The 14,084-nt window shown below is 41.9% G+C and carries 15 protein-coding genes; 5 read left to right on the forward strand and 10 right to left on the reverse strand.

What is annotated here, in order from left to right; genetic code table 11:
* Positions 1-10 precede the first annotated feature (10 nt).
* Positions 11-433 carry a DUF805 domain-containing protein gene (locus tag ACY3ZI_RS20140; protein ID WP_036950836.1) on the reverse strand — a complete coding sequence of 141 codons (423 nt, stop codon included), beginning with the start codon at positions 431-433 and terminating at the stop codon, positions 11-13.
* A gap of 52 nt (positions 434-485) precedes the next feature.
* Between ACY3ZI_RS20140 and ACY3ZI_RS20145 the strand changes: the two genes are divergently transcribed.
* The 3 genes from ACY3ZI_RS20145 to ACY3ZI_RS20155 all read left to right on the forward strand — a co-directional run bounded on the left by ACY3ZI_RS20145 (position 486) and on the right by ACY3ZI_RS20155 (position 3,573).
* Positions 486-1,112 (forward strand): DUF1454 family protein, encoded by a 627-nt coding sequence (locus ACY3ZI_RS20145; RefSeq protein ID WP_211887664.1) that lies wholly within the window; start codon positions 486-488, stop codon positions 1,110-1,112.
* Between the two features lie 196 nt (positions 1,113-1,308).
* A complete protein-coding gene (gene tpiA / locus ACY3ZI_RS20150; RefSeq protein WP_036950832.1) occupies positions 1,309-2,079 on the forward strand; it encodes a triose-phosphate isomerase in 771 nt (256 codons plus the stop codon).
* A 528-nt stretch (positions 2,080-2,607) separates the two neighbouring features.
* Positions 2,608-3,573 carry an OmpG family monomeric porin gene (locus ACY3ZI_RS20155; RefSeq protein WP_211887662.1) on the forward strand — a complete coding sequence of 322 codons (966 nt, stop codon included), beginning with the start codon at positions 2,608-2,610 and terminating at the stop codon, positions 3,571-3,573.
* A gap of 90 nt (positions 3,574-3,663) precedes the next feature.
* On the opposite strand, the gene ACY3ZI_RS20160 is transcribed toward ACY3ZI_RS20155, so the two are convergent.
* From ACY3ZI_RS20160 to ACY3ZI_RS20200, 9 genes are all read right to left on the reverse strand, one after another.
* Positions 3,664-4,677 carry a sulfate ABC transporter substrate-binding protein gene (locus ACY3ZI_RS20160; protein WP_211887695.1) on the reverse strand — a complete coding sequence of 338 codons (1,014 nt, stop codon included), beginning with the start codon at positions 4,675-4,677 and terminating at the stop codon, positions 3,664-3,666.
* 183 nt (positions 4,678-4,860) lie between these two features.
* Positions 4,861-5,838, reverse strand: a complete 978-nt coding sequence (pfkA, locus tag ACY3ZI_RS20165; protein WP_132497045.1) for a 6-phosphofructokinase — start codon at positions 5,836-5,838, stop codon at positions 4,861-4,863.
* 411 nt (positions 5,839-6,249) lie between these two features.
* Complete coding sequence (locus tag ACY3ZI_RS20170) at positions 6,250-7,194, reverse strand: phosphatidate cytidylyltransferase (protein ID WP_036950825.1); 945 nt, start codon at positions 7,192-7,194, stop codon at positions 6,250-6,252.
* Positions 7,191-7,832 (reverse strand): lysophospholipid acyltransferase family protein, encoded by a 642-nt coding sequence (locus ACY3ZI_RS20175; RefSeq protein WP_211887660.1) that lies wholly within the window; start codon positions 7,830-7,832, stop codon positions 7,191-7,193. The genes ACY3ZI_RS20170 and ACY3ZI_RS20175 overlap by 4 nt, the downstream gene beginning before the upstream one ends.
* Before the next feature lie 237 nt (positions 7,833-8,069).
* Positions 8,070-8,825: a metalloprotease LoiP gene (gene loiP / locus ACY3ZI_RS20180; protein WP_154603263.1), complete on the reverse strand. Its 756-nt coding sequence runs from the start codon at positions 8,823-8,825 to the stop codon at positions 8,070-8,072.
* A gap of 254 nt (positions 8,826-9,079) precedes the next feature.
* Complete coding sequence (locus tag ACY3ZI_RS20185; RefSeq protein WP_211887659.1) at positions 9,080-9,661, reverse strand: HutD/Ves family protein; 582 nt, start codon at positions 9,659-9,661, stop codon at positions 9,080-9,082.
* Between the two features lie 154 nt (positions 9,662-9,815).
* Entirely contained in the window at positions 9,816-10,103 is a 288-nt protein-coding gene (locus tag ACY3ZI_RS20190) for an addiction module antidote protein (protein ID WP_108479168.1), read from the reverse strand.
* Positions 10,100-10,402, reverse strand: a complete 303-nt coding sequence (locus ACY3ZI_RS20195; RefSeq protein WP_132497042.1) for a type II toxin-antitoxin system RelE/ParE family toxin — start codon at positions 10,400-10,402, stop codon at positions 10,100-10,102. Before ACY3ZI_RS20195 ends, ACY3ZI_RS20190 begins: the two co-directional genes overlap by 4 nt.
* 248 nt (positions 10,403-10,650) lie before the next feature.
* Positions 10,651-11,211, reverse strand: a complete 561-nt coding sequence (locus tag ACY3ZI_RS20200) for a Spy/CpxP family protein refolding chaperone (protein ID WP_211887648.1) — start codon at positions 11,209-11,211, stop codon at positions 10,651-10,653.
* Between the two features lie 151 nt (positions 11,212-11,362).
* Between ACY3ZI_RS20200 and cpxR the strand changes: the two genes are divergently transcribed.
* Together cpxR and cpxA are read left to right on the forward strand one after the other, a co-directional pair.
* On the forward strand, positions 11,363-12,061 hold the full coding sequence (cpxR, locus tag ACY3ZI_RS20205) for an envelope stress response regulator transcription factor CpxR (protein ID WP_006660535.1): 699 nt from the start codon (positions 11,363-11,365) through the stop codon (positions 12,059-12,061).
* Complete coding sequence (cpxA, locus tag ACY3ZI_RS20210; protein WP_036950809.1) at positions 12,058-13,428, forward strand: envelope stress sensor histidine kinase CpxA; 1,371 nt, start codon at positions 12,058-12,060, stop codon at positions 13,426-13,428. Before cpxR ends, cpxA begins: the two co-directional genes overlap by 4 nt.
* Positions 13,429-14,084 lie beyond the last annotated feature (656 nt).

Raw genomic sequence — 14,084 nt, forward strand, 5'->3', positions numbered from 1 at the left:
AGCCTAACTGCTAAGACAGATAATCAACCTTATCTGTCTTTTCTCCATACGGATTTTCACCTTCCATTCCTACAAAAACGCCACAATCAATCAGCATCATCATCGTAATCAGCAATGGAAGAAAGCGTCCAATGCCCCATTGCCAAATTTCCGCCAATTGACTGACATCGAAGGAAAAAAGGGCAAAGGCTAACACGACTAAAGCAAACCATCCCCCCGGTTTACCTCTATCATGAAGGCGCTTAGTGAAAATTGCAGCAAGGGGATACAGTAATAAAATAAACAACACCACCACAACAACATCCGGTAATGAAAACGCGTTTTGAAAGAGAGAAATCAGGGTCATCAAAATAAAACAGCCTGCAACACCCGCCCAAAATGGTCGTCGTCCAATTCTGCCTTTAAAGGAAAAAGCCCATTGTAGTAATGTCATTGTGTGTAATCCTGATACAATATTAATCTCTGAAGAATAAGTGGCAGAAAAAATGGCTCAACCAATATTCCGTTCCATGTCCATCATCATAACCGCTTTTGTGTGCTATTTTCCACAAATGGCACTCTCCCAAAAGGTACCGACGTTACCTGATACCAACTTAAGCGTCGCCTATTTAGCGCCTGATGCGCCAACCTTTAATCTCACGATCCCAGAGCTACGTAGTCAATTTAATCAAACCTATAAAGATTTGTATCTTCACGAATACAAAGTGATTGCTAGCCAAGATATATCCGCGCCCTACATTCGTGCCGCATCACGGATTAATCAACAAATATACTCATCTGCCGTCCTCGAACGGGGTAGTGAGAAAATTAAAAGCTTACAAATCACATTATTGCCTACTGACAACGAAGCTGACGCCCAAGAAAGTCGCCAATTAATTGAGCGCTATATCATCGCTATTATTCATCAATTTGACCCTAATGTTTCTTTGGATAAAGCCCCTGAGCTGACCGCCGCGCTGAACAAGTTTATGGCCAATAAAACCCCAATTCGCGCAGAAGAAGCGAGATTAGGTGCATTACGATATATTTTGGTAAAAAGTGACAATAATGTGCTTACTTTTGCTGTTGAACCGATTAAGCTAGAGCAACAAGCAAGCGAAAGCAGTAAATAATTGAGAGCAACAAACACGCGAAATGGATGATGATCACGCTCTAGCAATAAGCATGATGAAAAGCAAAGCTATTATTATCCATTGTTCCTATAATGCAGGAACAGCGACAGAAACGTCTCGTTGCGCGTAACACTTTGATCGCGTGATGAAAAACTAATCGATAAATCATTCAAACTTTTTGGTTGGAGGAAATAACATGCGACATCCATTGGTAATGGGTAACTGGAAACTGAACGGCAGTACCCAGATGGTCAATGAACTGATTGCTGGCCTGCGTAACGAACTGAGCAGCGTTGATGGCTGTGACGTAGCAATTGCACCACCAGCAATGTACTTAACTCAGGCTAAACACGCTATCGCTGGCAGCCGCATTGCATTAGGCGCACAAAACGTTGACGTCAACCTGTCTGGCGCATTTACTGGCGAAATTTCTGCTGAAATGCTGAAAGATGTTGGTGCAAAATACATCATCATCGGTCACTCAGAGCGCCGTACTTATCACAAAGAAAGTGATGAGTTCGTTGCAAAACAATTTGCAGTGCTGAAAGAACAAGGTTTAATCCCAGTTCTGTGTATCGGTGAAAGCGAAGCAGAAAACGAAGCTGGCAAGACTGAAGAAGTTTGTGCTCGTCAAATCGATGCAGTCCTGAACACATTAGGTGCAGAAGCATTCCAAGGCGCGGTTATCGCTTATGAGCCAATCTGGGCAATCGGAACGGGTAAATCTGCAACTCCAGCGCAAGCGCAAGCAGTACATAAATTTATTCGTAGCCACATTGCGAAAAAAGATGCAGCTGTCGCTGAGCAAGTAATCATTCAATACGGCGGTTCTGTTAACGCAGGCAACGCAGCTGAGTTATTCACTCAACCAGATATCGATGGTGCTTTAGTTGGCGGCGCGTCCTTAAAAGCAGATGCTTTTGCGGTGATTGTTAAAGCAGCAGCTGAAGCAAAAAAAGCTAAATAATTAAATTCTGCATTTAATTATTTTATTTAACCGTCTATTTTAATTTAACATTAAATAGACGGTTTTATTTTGCATTCCATTAAATAAAAAATAATAAAAAAAGAATTTAAAAAATCATTAATTAAAAACATAAACCATTACTTTACATTTGAAAAATTACTGTAAAATAAAAAAAATATAAGTATCAGACAAACTTCAATTTCATTTAAAATATAAATAAAAATCGAACAAACACAATCTACTAGGTAATGAAAAGTTAGCTAACCCACTAATTTAAATACCTATACCATCAAAAATTAACCATAGACAACCTCAAGATAATTCATTTAGATTGCTTGCGTCGGCTCGCCGACTTTTCATGATTGATATTCTTTATTCTGTAAATTAGTTGTGTAATAAAAATCAATGGCTCCTTATTAATTATAATTAGATCCTTATCCACAGAGCCCGACATACTCTGCCTTATTATAATTAATCTGTGAGTCCATCGATTTTCAATCATTAAATAATTAAAGCCTTCTATAAAGGATGAATATGAAGTCTATAACGGGTTTAATTCTTAATACTGCAATTCTTAGCACAGCAATCATTTTCCCTACTGCCAGTTATTCTCAATCCAGTGATAATCATTGGCACGTTAAAACCAATGTGTATGTCGAGCTCGAAGAGTATCAAGGTCAGCGGGATTCACTGAATAACAAAGTGTATGACAAAGCCAGTATGATAGGTAAGTTATCGCTGAGTAATCCGGCATCCACTTGGTCGTTTGATCTCGAACACCGAGAAACCTTAAGAAATCACGGAAAAAACTTCGCCAATTCCAGAGATTCCTACATTCGTAATCGAACCCAAATCGGTGCAACCAAACAGTTCATTAAAGATAAAATTTCCAACCTCGATGTCAATTTCACCTACCGCAAAGAATCTAATGATGGAACGCCAGGCTCTAAAGCACGCTCATCCAACAGCCTCTATTGGGTTATGCCTTCTGGTTCAATTAACCTTGATGAACGATGGACATTTAATTATTGGGGTGCACTTTACTACTACAGTAATTTCTATGTGGCCAATAGCTACGAATTTGAATCTGAAGTTGGCGTGAGCTACAAACTCACCGATAGCATTAAAGCCAAAATCAGCTATTACAGCGATAAAGCGTGGGATAATGAGTTCACCACCCAATCCTTACAACGCCAAATTCGCCTTGGCTTACCCGTGACTATTAATCAAGACTGGAGCATTTCCCCTTATTTCCGCTATCTCATTAATGATAATGAATACAACAATAGAGGCTCAATCACTCAGCAACTACGTAATGGCTACCGTATCGGAACTCAAGTGGAATACAAAATGACACCGAAGTTAGCATTATGGGGCGGCGTTGCCTATGAACCCACTAAATGGAAATACCCGAAAGGTGGTGAAAAAACATCAGGAAACAGTAATAAACAAACGATGTATCTCGGTCAGCTAGGCGTGAAATATAGCTGGTAGCGATAAACATTCGGTAGTTATAAATTCCTAGCCGTTCCGCCATGATAGCGGACGGTTAGGAGCTTAATTTGGTCTTTAAATCGTTAGCGATTAGCGGCGAATGATTTCATCAAAGATCCCACCATTAGCAAAATGCGTTTTCTGCGCTTGTTGCCAACCACCAAAATTCTCATCCACGGTGAGCAATTTCAATTGTGGAAACTGGTTTTGATATTCTTTGGCTACTTGAGCATCTCGCGGACGATAATAGTTTTTTGCGGCAATTTCTTGCCCTTTAGGTGAATACAAAAATTCCAGATAGGCTTGTGCCACTTCACGATGATCTCGCTTATCCACTGTTTTATCGACAACAGCAACGGTTGGCTCTGCCAAAATGGAAATACTCGGGGTAATAATTTCAAAATCCCCCTTCGCACCTAACTCATTAATGGCTAACAACGCTTCATTTTCCCACGCAATCAGTACATCGCCGATTCCACGCTCTACAAAGCTGTTGGTTGCCCCTCTCGCCCCAGAGTCTAGCACTTCAACATTTTGATAAAGCTGCTTCACAAACTGTTTTGCCTTCTCTGGGTCATTCTGATTTTTTTCTAATCCATATCCCCATGCCGCCAAATAATTCCAGCGTGCGCCTCCGGATGTTTTCGGGTTCGGCGTCACAACCGAAACGTCTTTTCGAATCAAATCATTCCAATCATGGATATTTTTCGGGTTATCTTTACGCACTAAAAAGACAATAGTTGAAGTATAAGGCGCGGAGTTATCAGGGAGCTTTTTCAGCCAGCCCGGATTAATTTTGCCGCTTTGTGCAATCGCATCCACATCATATGCCAAGGCTAGCGTCACCACATCAGCCTCTAATCCGTTAATCACCGAAGTGGCTTGTTTACCGGAACCGCCATGAGACTGGCGCACCGTCACTGTATCCCCCGTTTTTGCTTTCCAATAATCACCAAACTCTTGATTATATTGGCGATAAAATTCGCGAGTCGGGTCATAAGAGACATTTAAAATTTGGATATCTTTCGCCCATGCTCCCGCAGTTAATAACAATAAAGAAAATGCCGCTATGGGATAGCGTGAACTTTGCCAGAAACGTACCATCATCCTTTTCTCCATTAATTGAATACGGAATCAGGCTGACAGATACCCACGGCAACGGGAAATACCGAAAAGGTAAATCTTATAAATAAGAGGAATATCGAGGGGAACAAGGGCAATCTTCGCCGATATGGTCAGCATAATGCCAACCATACCGGTGAGATTTGCAATAATAGAGGTGAGAAATTAGTACAGTTTTTTCGCTGTTTCCAGCCAATCTTTCTTGAAGACGCGTTTCATGTTCATGACCGCATCAACAATATCATGGTGAACTAATTTTTCATTTTGGATCCCCACACAACGCCCGCCGTAGCCTTCAAGCAGCAGTTGGATAGAATATGCACCCATGCGAGAAGCCAAAATACGGTCATAAGCCACTGGAGAACCACCGCGCTGAATGTGACCTAATACAGTTGCACGAGTTTCATGATGAGTTTCTGCTTCAATGTATTTTGCTAACTCATCCACATCGCAAACGTGCTCGGTGATCGCGACAATCGCATGGCGCTTGCCTTTTTCAATCCCACGTTTGATTTCTGACAGTAACTCCTCACGGTTAAATGGCATTTCTTGTTCTGGCAGAACTAAAAACTCACAGCCACCTGCAATTGCCGCAGAGAGGGTGAGATCGCCACAATAACGCCCCATCACTTCAACGATAGAGATACGTTTGTGAGAAGTCGATGTATCACGTAAGCGGTCAATTGCTTCAACCACAGTTTCTAACGCAGTGAAATAACCGATGGTGTAGTCTGTTCCAGCAACGTCGTTATCAATCGTGCCTGGTAAGCCAATGCATGGAAAACCTAGTTCAGTCAGGCATTTAGCACCAAGGTAAGAACCGTCACCACCAATAACAACCAATGCATCGATGTGGTTTTTCTTCAGGTTTTCAACCGCCACTGCGCGGACTTTTTCATCACGGAATTGAGGGAAGCGCGCAGAGCCTAAGAATGTACCGCCACGGTTGATCATGTCCGAAACGCTATAACGGTCTAATTGCTTCATACGGTTTTCATAAAGGCCGAGGTATCCATCAAAAATACCCATCACTTCTAAACCTTCTGCGAGAGCTGCACGTACTACGCCGCGGATCGCCGCGTTCATACCCGGTGCATCTCCACCGCTCGTTAACACTCCAATTCTTTTAATCTGCTTGACCATGATGACCTCTGATTAATGAACATAAATTGCAAATCTATGAAAAAACCACCGCACTGCTCTGATATTCACTACAAGTTGCTGACGGATTAACCGCTAAAACTCAGCCAATAATTTTGCTGAATTGATTCAACAGCTGGAATAATACGACAAAGCAAGGATTATGCATGGGTTTTCCCGCCGACTTTTATGTTTTCTTGTGATCTCGATTACATAATTTTAGCTCAAATGACGAAAACTAACCCACTCAACGTAATCATCTTACTTCGAAGTACAAATTAAGTCTCGATGATACCATGTTAATCTCAGCACGACCCCATCATTGCAAGATGCAGAGCATTTTCCCATAAAAAAAGCACCCTACGGTGCTTTTGCGGTTATTGAAAAATAGAAAAATCTATTTATAACAGGCTATTAGGTATAAAAATAACGCGTTAGGTGGAAGAAAATTGGTGCGGCAAAACATAGGGAATCAATTCTATCTAACATTCCACCATGTCCTTCGATAATGGCACCAAAATCTTTGATCCCGCTATCGCGTTTAATGGCAGACATACACAGGCCGCCCACAAAGCCCATTAACGTAATCGCCAATGACATAAGCCCTGCGGCCCACCAACTAAATGGCGTCACCCAATACAAACAGATACCAATTAACACTGACGTTAATATTCCGCCAATAAATCCTTCGACGGTTTTATTTGGGCTAAGCTTAGGCACAATAGGGTGTTTACCCAGTAACTTACCAAAGACATATTGCAGCACATCAGAGATTTGCGTGACCACAATTAAAAACAGCAGCAACTTAACGTTTTCCCCTTGGTAACCTTCAATATTCAGCATCAATAATGCCGGTACGTGGCTCAAGCAGAATACCGTGACCAACATACCCCACTGTATTTTCGCCGTGCGTTCGAGGAAGTGGTAAGTATCCCCCGCCAACGCGATTCGCGTCGGTAAAAACAAGAAGACAAACACGGGTACAAAAATCGAGAACATCCCATACCACTCAATCCCAACCAGCACATATTGCAGAGGAAGGAAGACGAAAAAACACCAAAATAGCGCTTCATGGTCGCTACGGCGAGTCGGTGCTAGCGTAATAAATTCCCTTAATGCAAAGAAAGAGATCAATGCAAACAGGATCACGACCCCGATATTCCCAAGTACCACCGCCAAAACGCAAACGATGCACATCACCCACCAAGCACGAATACGCGCATTTAAGTTATCAATGGTTGGGTTACTTTTTTCCCCTGAATAACGGTATGCCAGAATACCGCCTATCACGCTGGCGACCATCAAAATACCGAAGACACCGGATAACAGCAGTGCTAATTCACGATCCCAAAGACTCATGGCATCATCTCCTCAAGTGCAACTTTCGCTCTTTGCAAAAAATCCGCCTTATTTTCATCTTCAGTCAGTGGGGATAGTGGCTTCCCAACCGTTGCTGAACAGATAACTGGAACCACGAGCTTTGTTCCTTTCGGTAGCACGCGATTTAAATTTTCCAAATACACCGGGACGACTTCAACATTGGGATATTTTTTTGCTAAATGATAAATTCCGCTTTTGAAGCTACCCAGTTCCTCACCATCTCCTCGAGTTCCCTCTGGAAATAAAATTAATGAATGGTTTGCAGCAAGCACCGCTTCTAGCGGCCCAAGGACAGACTCTTTTGCAGGTTTGTCCCCTTTTCTATCAACCAAGACGGCTCGAAACACTTTATTGACGAGGTAGCGACGAAATGGTGTGCCATCCCAATAATCTTTCGCGGCAACAGGGTGAACAAAATGGCGCATTAAAGGAGGCAGCCCTGACCAGATAACCAACCCGTCGAGGTGACTTGAGTGGTTAGCATAGTAGATGCGGGGGGTAATAGCCGGTTGGCATCCGACCCAACGTGTACGGACACCCGTTAATAAACGACAAGTACCGGACAACAGCATTCCCATTCCTTTCGCCAGTAGAGAAACTCGCTGTGTTTTTTCCATCTTTTTTCCTTGCTCTCTTATCGAGCACAAATAAAACAATGATAAAAAAAATTCTTAATCGTATTTTCTTAATAAGATATGCAGCGTCGAACAAGAGTACAACTGGATAAGTTCTGATTTGTGACTTTATTTTCACCACCAGAATTAAGATAAAATGCAGGTTATATATAAAACTCAGATGTTAGGTAAAAAATGGGGAAGCCTTAGCTTCCCCATTAATATCATTCAAGATAAAAATTATTTTTTATCTGCCGCGATACGGTCACGGATATGTTGTGCACGCTCATCTGACGGTGGGTGAGAGTCAAACATGCTAGTTTCTTTGCTACCCAGTTTTGCTAATTTGTCAAAACCAGTCACTAAGCCTTTAGTATCCACACCACGTTTTTTCAGCAGATCATAAGAGAAATCATCCGCTTGGCTTTCTTGATGTTGAGAGAACTGAGAGTTAACCAGTTTTTGACCCAGCTCACCTAACTGTGAAGAGCTTAATTGAGTCGCAACATCGTTACCTGATGCGGCTGCCGCAGTACGTGCTGCAACTGCTGCATAAGCAACTTGCATTGCTTTACGGGTATGACCTAAAGCAACGTGACCCATTTCGTGACCCAGAACGCCTTCAACTTCGTTGTCGTTCATGATGTCCATCAGGCCGCTGTATACACGTACACAGCCATTTGCCATTGCCCATGCGTTCACATCTTTAGTCATGTAAACTTTATAGTTAACCGGAGTACCGTCAACTTCACTACCCAGTGCTTTAGCAATTTTGTTTAAGCGTTGAGTATATTTGCTTGAAGCTGGAGCAATTTTGTTTTCTGCATCCATCTCTTTACAAGCGTCATCACTGAATTTTTTAACATCTGCATCAGATAATGTTGCAGCTTGGAATAATTGCATTCCAGAGTTGGTCATCAGCCCAGTGTCCATACTCTTACAGCCAGTCATAATGACCGCAGAAACTGCGACCGCAACAAGCGCCTTCATTTTCATCTTCTTTTTTTTCCTTGCTACAAAAATTATATTACTGTTTTTAATAAACCATTCTCGTTCTAATAACGATTAGGAGATATAGCCTAAAGATTCTGTTTAAAATCACAATAAGAATAAAGCCATTAAATAAGCAATCTATGAATTTGATAACAATTTTGTCCAAAGAGTGAAATTATCAGAATTATCCGCTAACTAAATAGTCGCGATTTGACTGAGTTAAATCACTCTAAAATGACTTAAATGGCTTTGCAGCGTTATCTTTCGAATAACTCAATCACACAAAAGTCCCCATGATGCTCAGGAGAGGCAATATATTGCGTAGGAGTACCTGATTTTTCGACCAATAGGGTTTCAAAATCATTTAAGACTGAGTGCTGCCCATCTACCTGCAACTCTAGCTTGCCCTGTAAGTTAAAAATCAGCACACAGTTTCCATTACTGATCCACGAGTTTGCTGACTCACAAGATACCCATTGCAGCCGAGCTGAATACTTTTCAGGGTTGTAAATCAAATTAAAATCGCGGATGGCTTCATTAATTAATTCGGCATACACATCACTTTCACCATTAAAGGCGTGAAATTGCTTTTGTAATAAAGAAACTGGCAGGTTTTTATCTATCTGCAACACAATCCCGGTGCCTTCCAATACGCCAATAATGCGCTGTTTATTTGGGAAGAAAGAGAATGAGCCCGCGGATTTTACGTCTGCAATCGACACTCGCCAGTCAAAATTTTCTAGCCCTTCCCCGTGGCTTCTTGCGAGTTCTAACGTAAATCCTTGCCCATTTTTCCAAGGCATTTTTTTATAATCTTGAGCAGTAAGTTTCTGGATCATGGCGCAATATGACCTCTTTGGATGTGTGAAAATCTATTTTGCAAGTGTTCGGAATAATCGCTGGAAATGAAGATAGTACGTGGAAAGTGAATGTATAGACAACATATCAGTAATAAAAATATTACTGATAGTAATAGAAGAGTAAAAAAGAGGGTTATCTTGCGCTCTTAAATTGCAACTTTAGTCCTAGTGAATGAACTATCTTCAAGATAGTGGTAAATGCAGGGTTACCTTCACCAGATAGTGCCTTATATAGCCCTTCTCGGCTCATTCCTACTTCCTTTGCTAATTGGGTCATATTTCTCGCTCTCGCAATATCGCCTAATGCTGCAAGAATGAGTGCCGTATCGCCTTCTTCTAATATTTCATTAAGATACAGCTGAATTTCTTCTTCGTTCGTTAAGTGCTCAGCAATGTCATACTCTTTTATTTTAATATTCATAGATCACCTTCAATTTCACGAAAAATTTGTTTGGCTTTGTCGATATCTTTTTGCTGCGTCGATTTATCACCACCGCTGATTAACAATACGATTGTATTATCAATCTTTCTTAAATAAACGCGATATCCTTTCCCTTCATGTATTTTTAATTCAGAAAAACCATCACCTATTGATTCAACATCACCAAAATTGCCTTGCTTCAAACGCCGAATTCTTACCTGTATTTTTGTTTTTGCTCGAATATCTTTCAGGTCATGCATCCATCTATTAAAAATATCTGTCGTTAGTACGGTCAGCATAGAGCCTCCCTTCTCGCTATCTGTCAACTATAGTTATCACACTCACACTGTCAACTATAGTTAACATAGTTCCATTTAACACAAAAAAAAGCCCCTTAAAAAGGGGCTATAAAGACAGGGATGGTGTCTATGGCAAGGAAAAACTTCAGTTATTGCTACTTCACTACTTACTTCGAAACTCAACGATACAACTTAAAAACTCAACTACAGGCTTTAAAAAACTCAACTACACTCACTACTAGGAATCTCTACTGCATAACTTGATATTCAGCGAACTTATGCTGATTAATTTGCTCAAGCTGCGCCTTTTGCTCTGGCGTCAGTAACTGGTAAAGCTCGTGATGGATACGAGCCATCTCAACGCGTTCATCCAGTTCTTTTTGCAATTGTTTCTCAAGTTGCGCTCGGACAGCTTTATCATCAAAGCGATCCGCTATAATAAGTTTGTGTAATGACTCACGTTCTTGTATTGAGGCAACATTTTCACCATGACGGTGGCGCTGGGTAGCCATCAAGTCACGAAGCTGTTGGCGCTGTTTCTCACTCAACGTGATACCATTAAACATAAATTCACTGGCACGTTCGTCGCTATTTAATGATTCAGGGATCTGAAACTGAATAGCAATATGTGTGGTTTGTAGTGGCTGGTCCGGTTGCATTTGAAGCACTAATGATGGTTCATCATCAACACTACTTTCAGATGCTTCACCAAACGCAGCGACTGGCCCGAAAACAAATGCAGAAGCTAAAACGTATGCGGCTGTTTTATGTACTGAACTGTGTTTTGTTCTGTGTACTATTCTTTGCATTTAGATACCTTGTCTCCGAACGATGCTCGTGATTCAATGGAGTTAAATATACGCGGTCGGCTGCAAACTAGCGTCAGAGCATGTAAAAGAACGTAAAGTCATGGAATCGTGAAGATTGTTATCGTATTTTGGCAGTTGGAGGACTTAATTAATGCATAAAATCCTATTAGTTGATGACGACCGTGAACTCACGTCGCTTTTAAAAGAACTGCTGGAAATGGAAGGTTTCAATGTTGTCATCGCTTATGACGGTGAGCAAGCATTACAGCAAATCGATTCATCCATTGACCTATTATTACTCGACGTCATGATGCCGAAGAAAAACGGTATTGAGACATTAAAAGAGTTACGCCAAATTCACCAAACACCCGTCATTATGTTAACGGCGCGTGGCAGTGAATTAGATAAAGTGCTGGGCTTAGAGCTCGGTGCCGATGACTATTTACCAAAACCATTTAACGATAGGGAGTTAGTAGCGCGGATTCGTGCGTTACTGCGCCGCTCAAACTGGAGCGAGCAAACTCAAGGGGACAACAGCAACACCCCAACCTTACAAGTGGATAAATTACAGCTCAATCCGGGTCGTCAAGAAGCCAGCTTCGATAACGAAATCCTTGATTTAACCGGCACCGAGTTTACTTTGCTCTATCTATTAGCCCAGCATTTAGGGCAAGTGGTTTCAAGAGAGCATTTAAGCCAAGAAGTTTTGGGTAAGCGCCTCACGCCATTTGACCGTGCGATTGATATGCATATTTCAAACTTGCGCCGCAAACTTCCAGAACGCACCGATGGTCAACCTTGGTTTAAAACCTTGCGTGGACGCGGTTACTTGATGGTTTCTGCCACATGATCAACAGCTTAACAGCTCGAATATTTGCGATTTTCTGGTTTACCCTCGCACTAGTATTAATGCTAGTGCTGATGGTGCCTAAGCTCGACTCTCGGCAGCTCACCGTCCTGATGGAAAGTGAGCAACGCCAAGGGGAGATGCTTGAGCAACACATCGAAGCCGAACTCGCTCAAGCACCGATGAACGACCTACTTTGGTGGCGACGGATTTCCAACGCCATCAAAAAATGGGCGCCCCCAGGGCAACGGCTGATTATCGTGACCAGTGAAGGCCGCGTGATTGGTGCGATGCCGAGTGAAATGCAGGTGATCCGCAACTTTATTGGTCAATCCGATAATGCCGACCATCCGAAGAAGAAAAAGTACGGACGCGCAGAAATTCTAGGTCCATTTTCTATTCGAGACGGTGAAGATCACTACCAACTGTATTTAGTTCGCCCAGCTAGCAGCCCGCAATCAGACTTTATTAATCTCTTGTTTGACAGACCATTTTTACTCTTGATTGCCACCATGCTAATCAGCGCACCGTTGCTATTGTGGCTATCATGGAGCTTGGCTCGCCCTGCCCGTAAATTAAAAATGGCGGCGGACGATGTGGCGAAAGGTAACTTGCGCCCACACCCAGAGCTAGAATCGGGTCCCCAAGAATTCTTATCTACGGGTAACAGTTTTAACCAGATGATCAGTGCGTTAGATGGCATGGTTACCGCTCAACAGCGATTGATTTCTGACATATCTCACGAGTTGCGCACCCCACTCACACGATTACAGCTAGCGACGGCATTATTACGTCGCCGCCATGGTGAGAGTAAAGAACTGGAGCGCATCGAAACAGAAACTCACCGTTTAGATAGCATGATCAATGACTTGCTGGTTCTCTCTCGCAGCCAGCATAAAAATGAAATTCTTCGCGAACACATCAAAGCCGATGAGTTATGGGGAGATATTCTAGATGATGCAAGCTTCGAAGCGGAGCAGATGAACAAGACGCTGGATGTCACATCGCACCCTGGCTCATGGCCGTTATATTGCAATCCATCCGCCATTGGCAGTGCGTTTGAAAACATAGTGCGTAACGCACTGCGCTACTCAAACACCCATATTGCGGTTGATTTCAAAGAAGAAAATAACGGTATTTTAATTACTGTCGACGATGATGGCCCAGGTGTTAGCCCTGCTGACCGCGAGCATATCTTCCGACCTTTCTATCGCACCGATGAAGCTCGCGACAGAGAAACCGGCGGTACAGGGCTTGGCTTAGCAATTGTTGAAACAGCGATTTCCCAACATAAAGGCTGGGTAAAAGCTGACGACAGCCCGCTAGGTGGATTACGCCTACAGATTTGGCTGCCAGAACACGGGCGCTAATCTTGGATTATGAAGGTCTTTGGTGCTCATGCGCCAAAGGCCTTTTTATATATCAGCCATATATTCCTATCTTATTTCGCCTAATATTCCCATCCAAACTCAACCTGACTGATAATTAACTTATTCATATTCACAAATAGTGATGAAATTAGTGTCTCAAACATTTGGCGATATTTGCCTATACGCGTTTACCACATATACTTGTAAGTAAGAAATAGCTCAGACAATTCTTATAAATATTATATTTCATTGATTATATCGTTATTCGAGTAATTACCTTTTCCTACACCACATGGGCGTGATCTATTTATATATTAATAACATACATCAAGTTACAGCTGTGATTATCATTATTTTTTATACTATCTAGCCGTATACATGCTTTTTCTTGACTATCAGATTAGCCCCTAAGTATAGATACCACTCAAACCAATATGCCACCCAATGTGAAATTAACAATTTTTGATAGAACTATATACTAATAACTCACTTAATGGTTTCAAAAAGGTGATCAGAAGATTACTGGTAAAGTAGCGATTTTTAGGCGCCTCACACCGATAGTCACTCCGATACTTTAGTGCTATTATTAAGGGCTTTTGATTGATTGTGCTTACGGCACAAGTCGACCTATATGGGAAAGCTATCATAAGCAGTGT

Source organism: Providencia sp. LY12 (genome assembly GCF_057621555.1).

What these genes read in the sequence shown, in the direction of transcription:
- ACY3ZI_RS20200 (WP_211887648.1), bottom strand. Translation starts at nt 11,211, where the DNA reads ATGCAAAGAATAGTACACAGAACAAAACACAGTTCAGTACATAAAACA.
- cpxR (WP_006660535.1), top strand. Translation starts at nt 11,363, where the DNA reads ATGCATAAAATCCTATTAGTTGATGACGACCGTGAACTCACGTCGCTT.
- tpiA (WP_036950832.1), top strand. Translation starts at nt 1,309, where the DNA reads ATGCGACATCCATTGGTAATGGGTAACTGGAAACTGAACGGCAGTACC.
- ACY3ZI_RS20155 (WP_211887662.1), top strand. Translation starts at nt 2,608, where the DNA reads ATGAATATGAAGTCTATAACGGGTTTAATTCTTAATACTGCAATTCTT.
- ACY3ZI_RS20190 (WP_108479168.1), bottom strand. Translation starts at nt 10,103, where the DNA reads ATGAATATTAAAATAAAAGAGTATGACATTGCTGAGCACTTAACGAAC.
- ACY3ZI_RS20195 (WP_132497042.1), bottom strand. Translation starts at nt 10,402, where the DNA reads ATGCTGACCGTACTAACGACAGATATTTTTAATAGATGGATGCATGAC.
- ACY3ZI_RS20140 (WP_036950836.1), bottom strand. Translation starts at nt 433, where the DNA reads ATGACATTACTACAATGGGCTTTTTCCTTTAAAGGCAGAATTGGACGA.
- cpxA (WP_036950809.1), top strand. Translation starts at nt 12,058, where the DNA reads ATGATCAACAGCTTAACAGCTCGAATATTTGCGATTTTCTGGTTTACC.
- ACY3ZI_RS20170 (WP_036950825.1), bottom strand. Translation starts at nt 7,194, where the DNA reads ATGAGTCTTTGGGATCGTGAATTAGCACTGCTGTTATCCGGTGTCTTC.
- ACY3ZI_RS20145 (WP_211887664.1), top strand. Translation starts at nt 486, where the DNA reads ATGGCTCAACCAATATTCCGTTCCATGTCCATCATCATAACCGCTTTT.
- ACY3ZI_RS20160 (WP_211887695.1), bottom strand. Translation starts at nt 4,677, where the DNA reads ATGGTACGTTTCTGGCAAAGTTCACGCTATCCCATAGCGGCATTTTCT.
- pfkA (WP_132497045.1), bottom strand. Translation starts at nt 5,838, where the DNA reads ATGGTCAAGCAGATTAAAAGAATTGGAGTGTTAACGAGCGGTGGAGAT.
- loiP (WP_154603263.1), bottom strand. Translation starts at nt 8,825, where the DNA reads ATGAAAATGAAGGCGCTTGTTGCGGTCGCAGTTTCTGCGGTCATTATG.
- ACY3ZI_RS20175 (WP_211887660.1), bottom strand. Translation starts at nt 7,832, where the DNA reads ATGGAAAAAACACAGCGAGTTTCTCTACTGGCGAAAGGAATGGGAATG.
- ACY3ZI_RS20185 (WP_211887659.1), bottom strand. Translation starts at nt 9,661, where the DNA reads ATGATCCAGAAACTTACTGCTCAAGATTATAAAAAAATGCCTTGGAAA.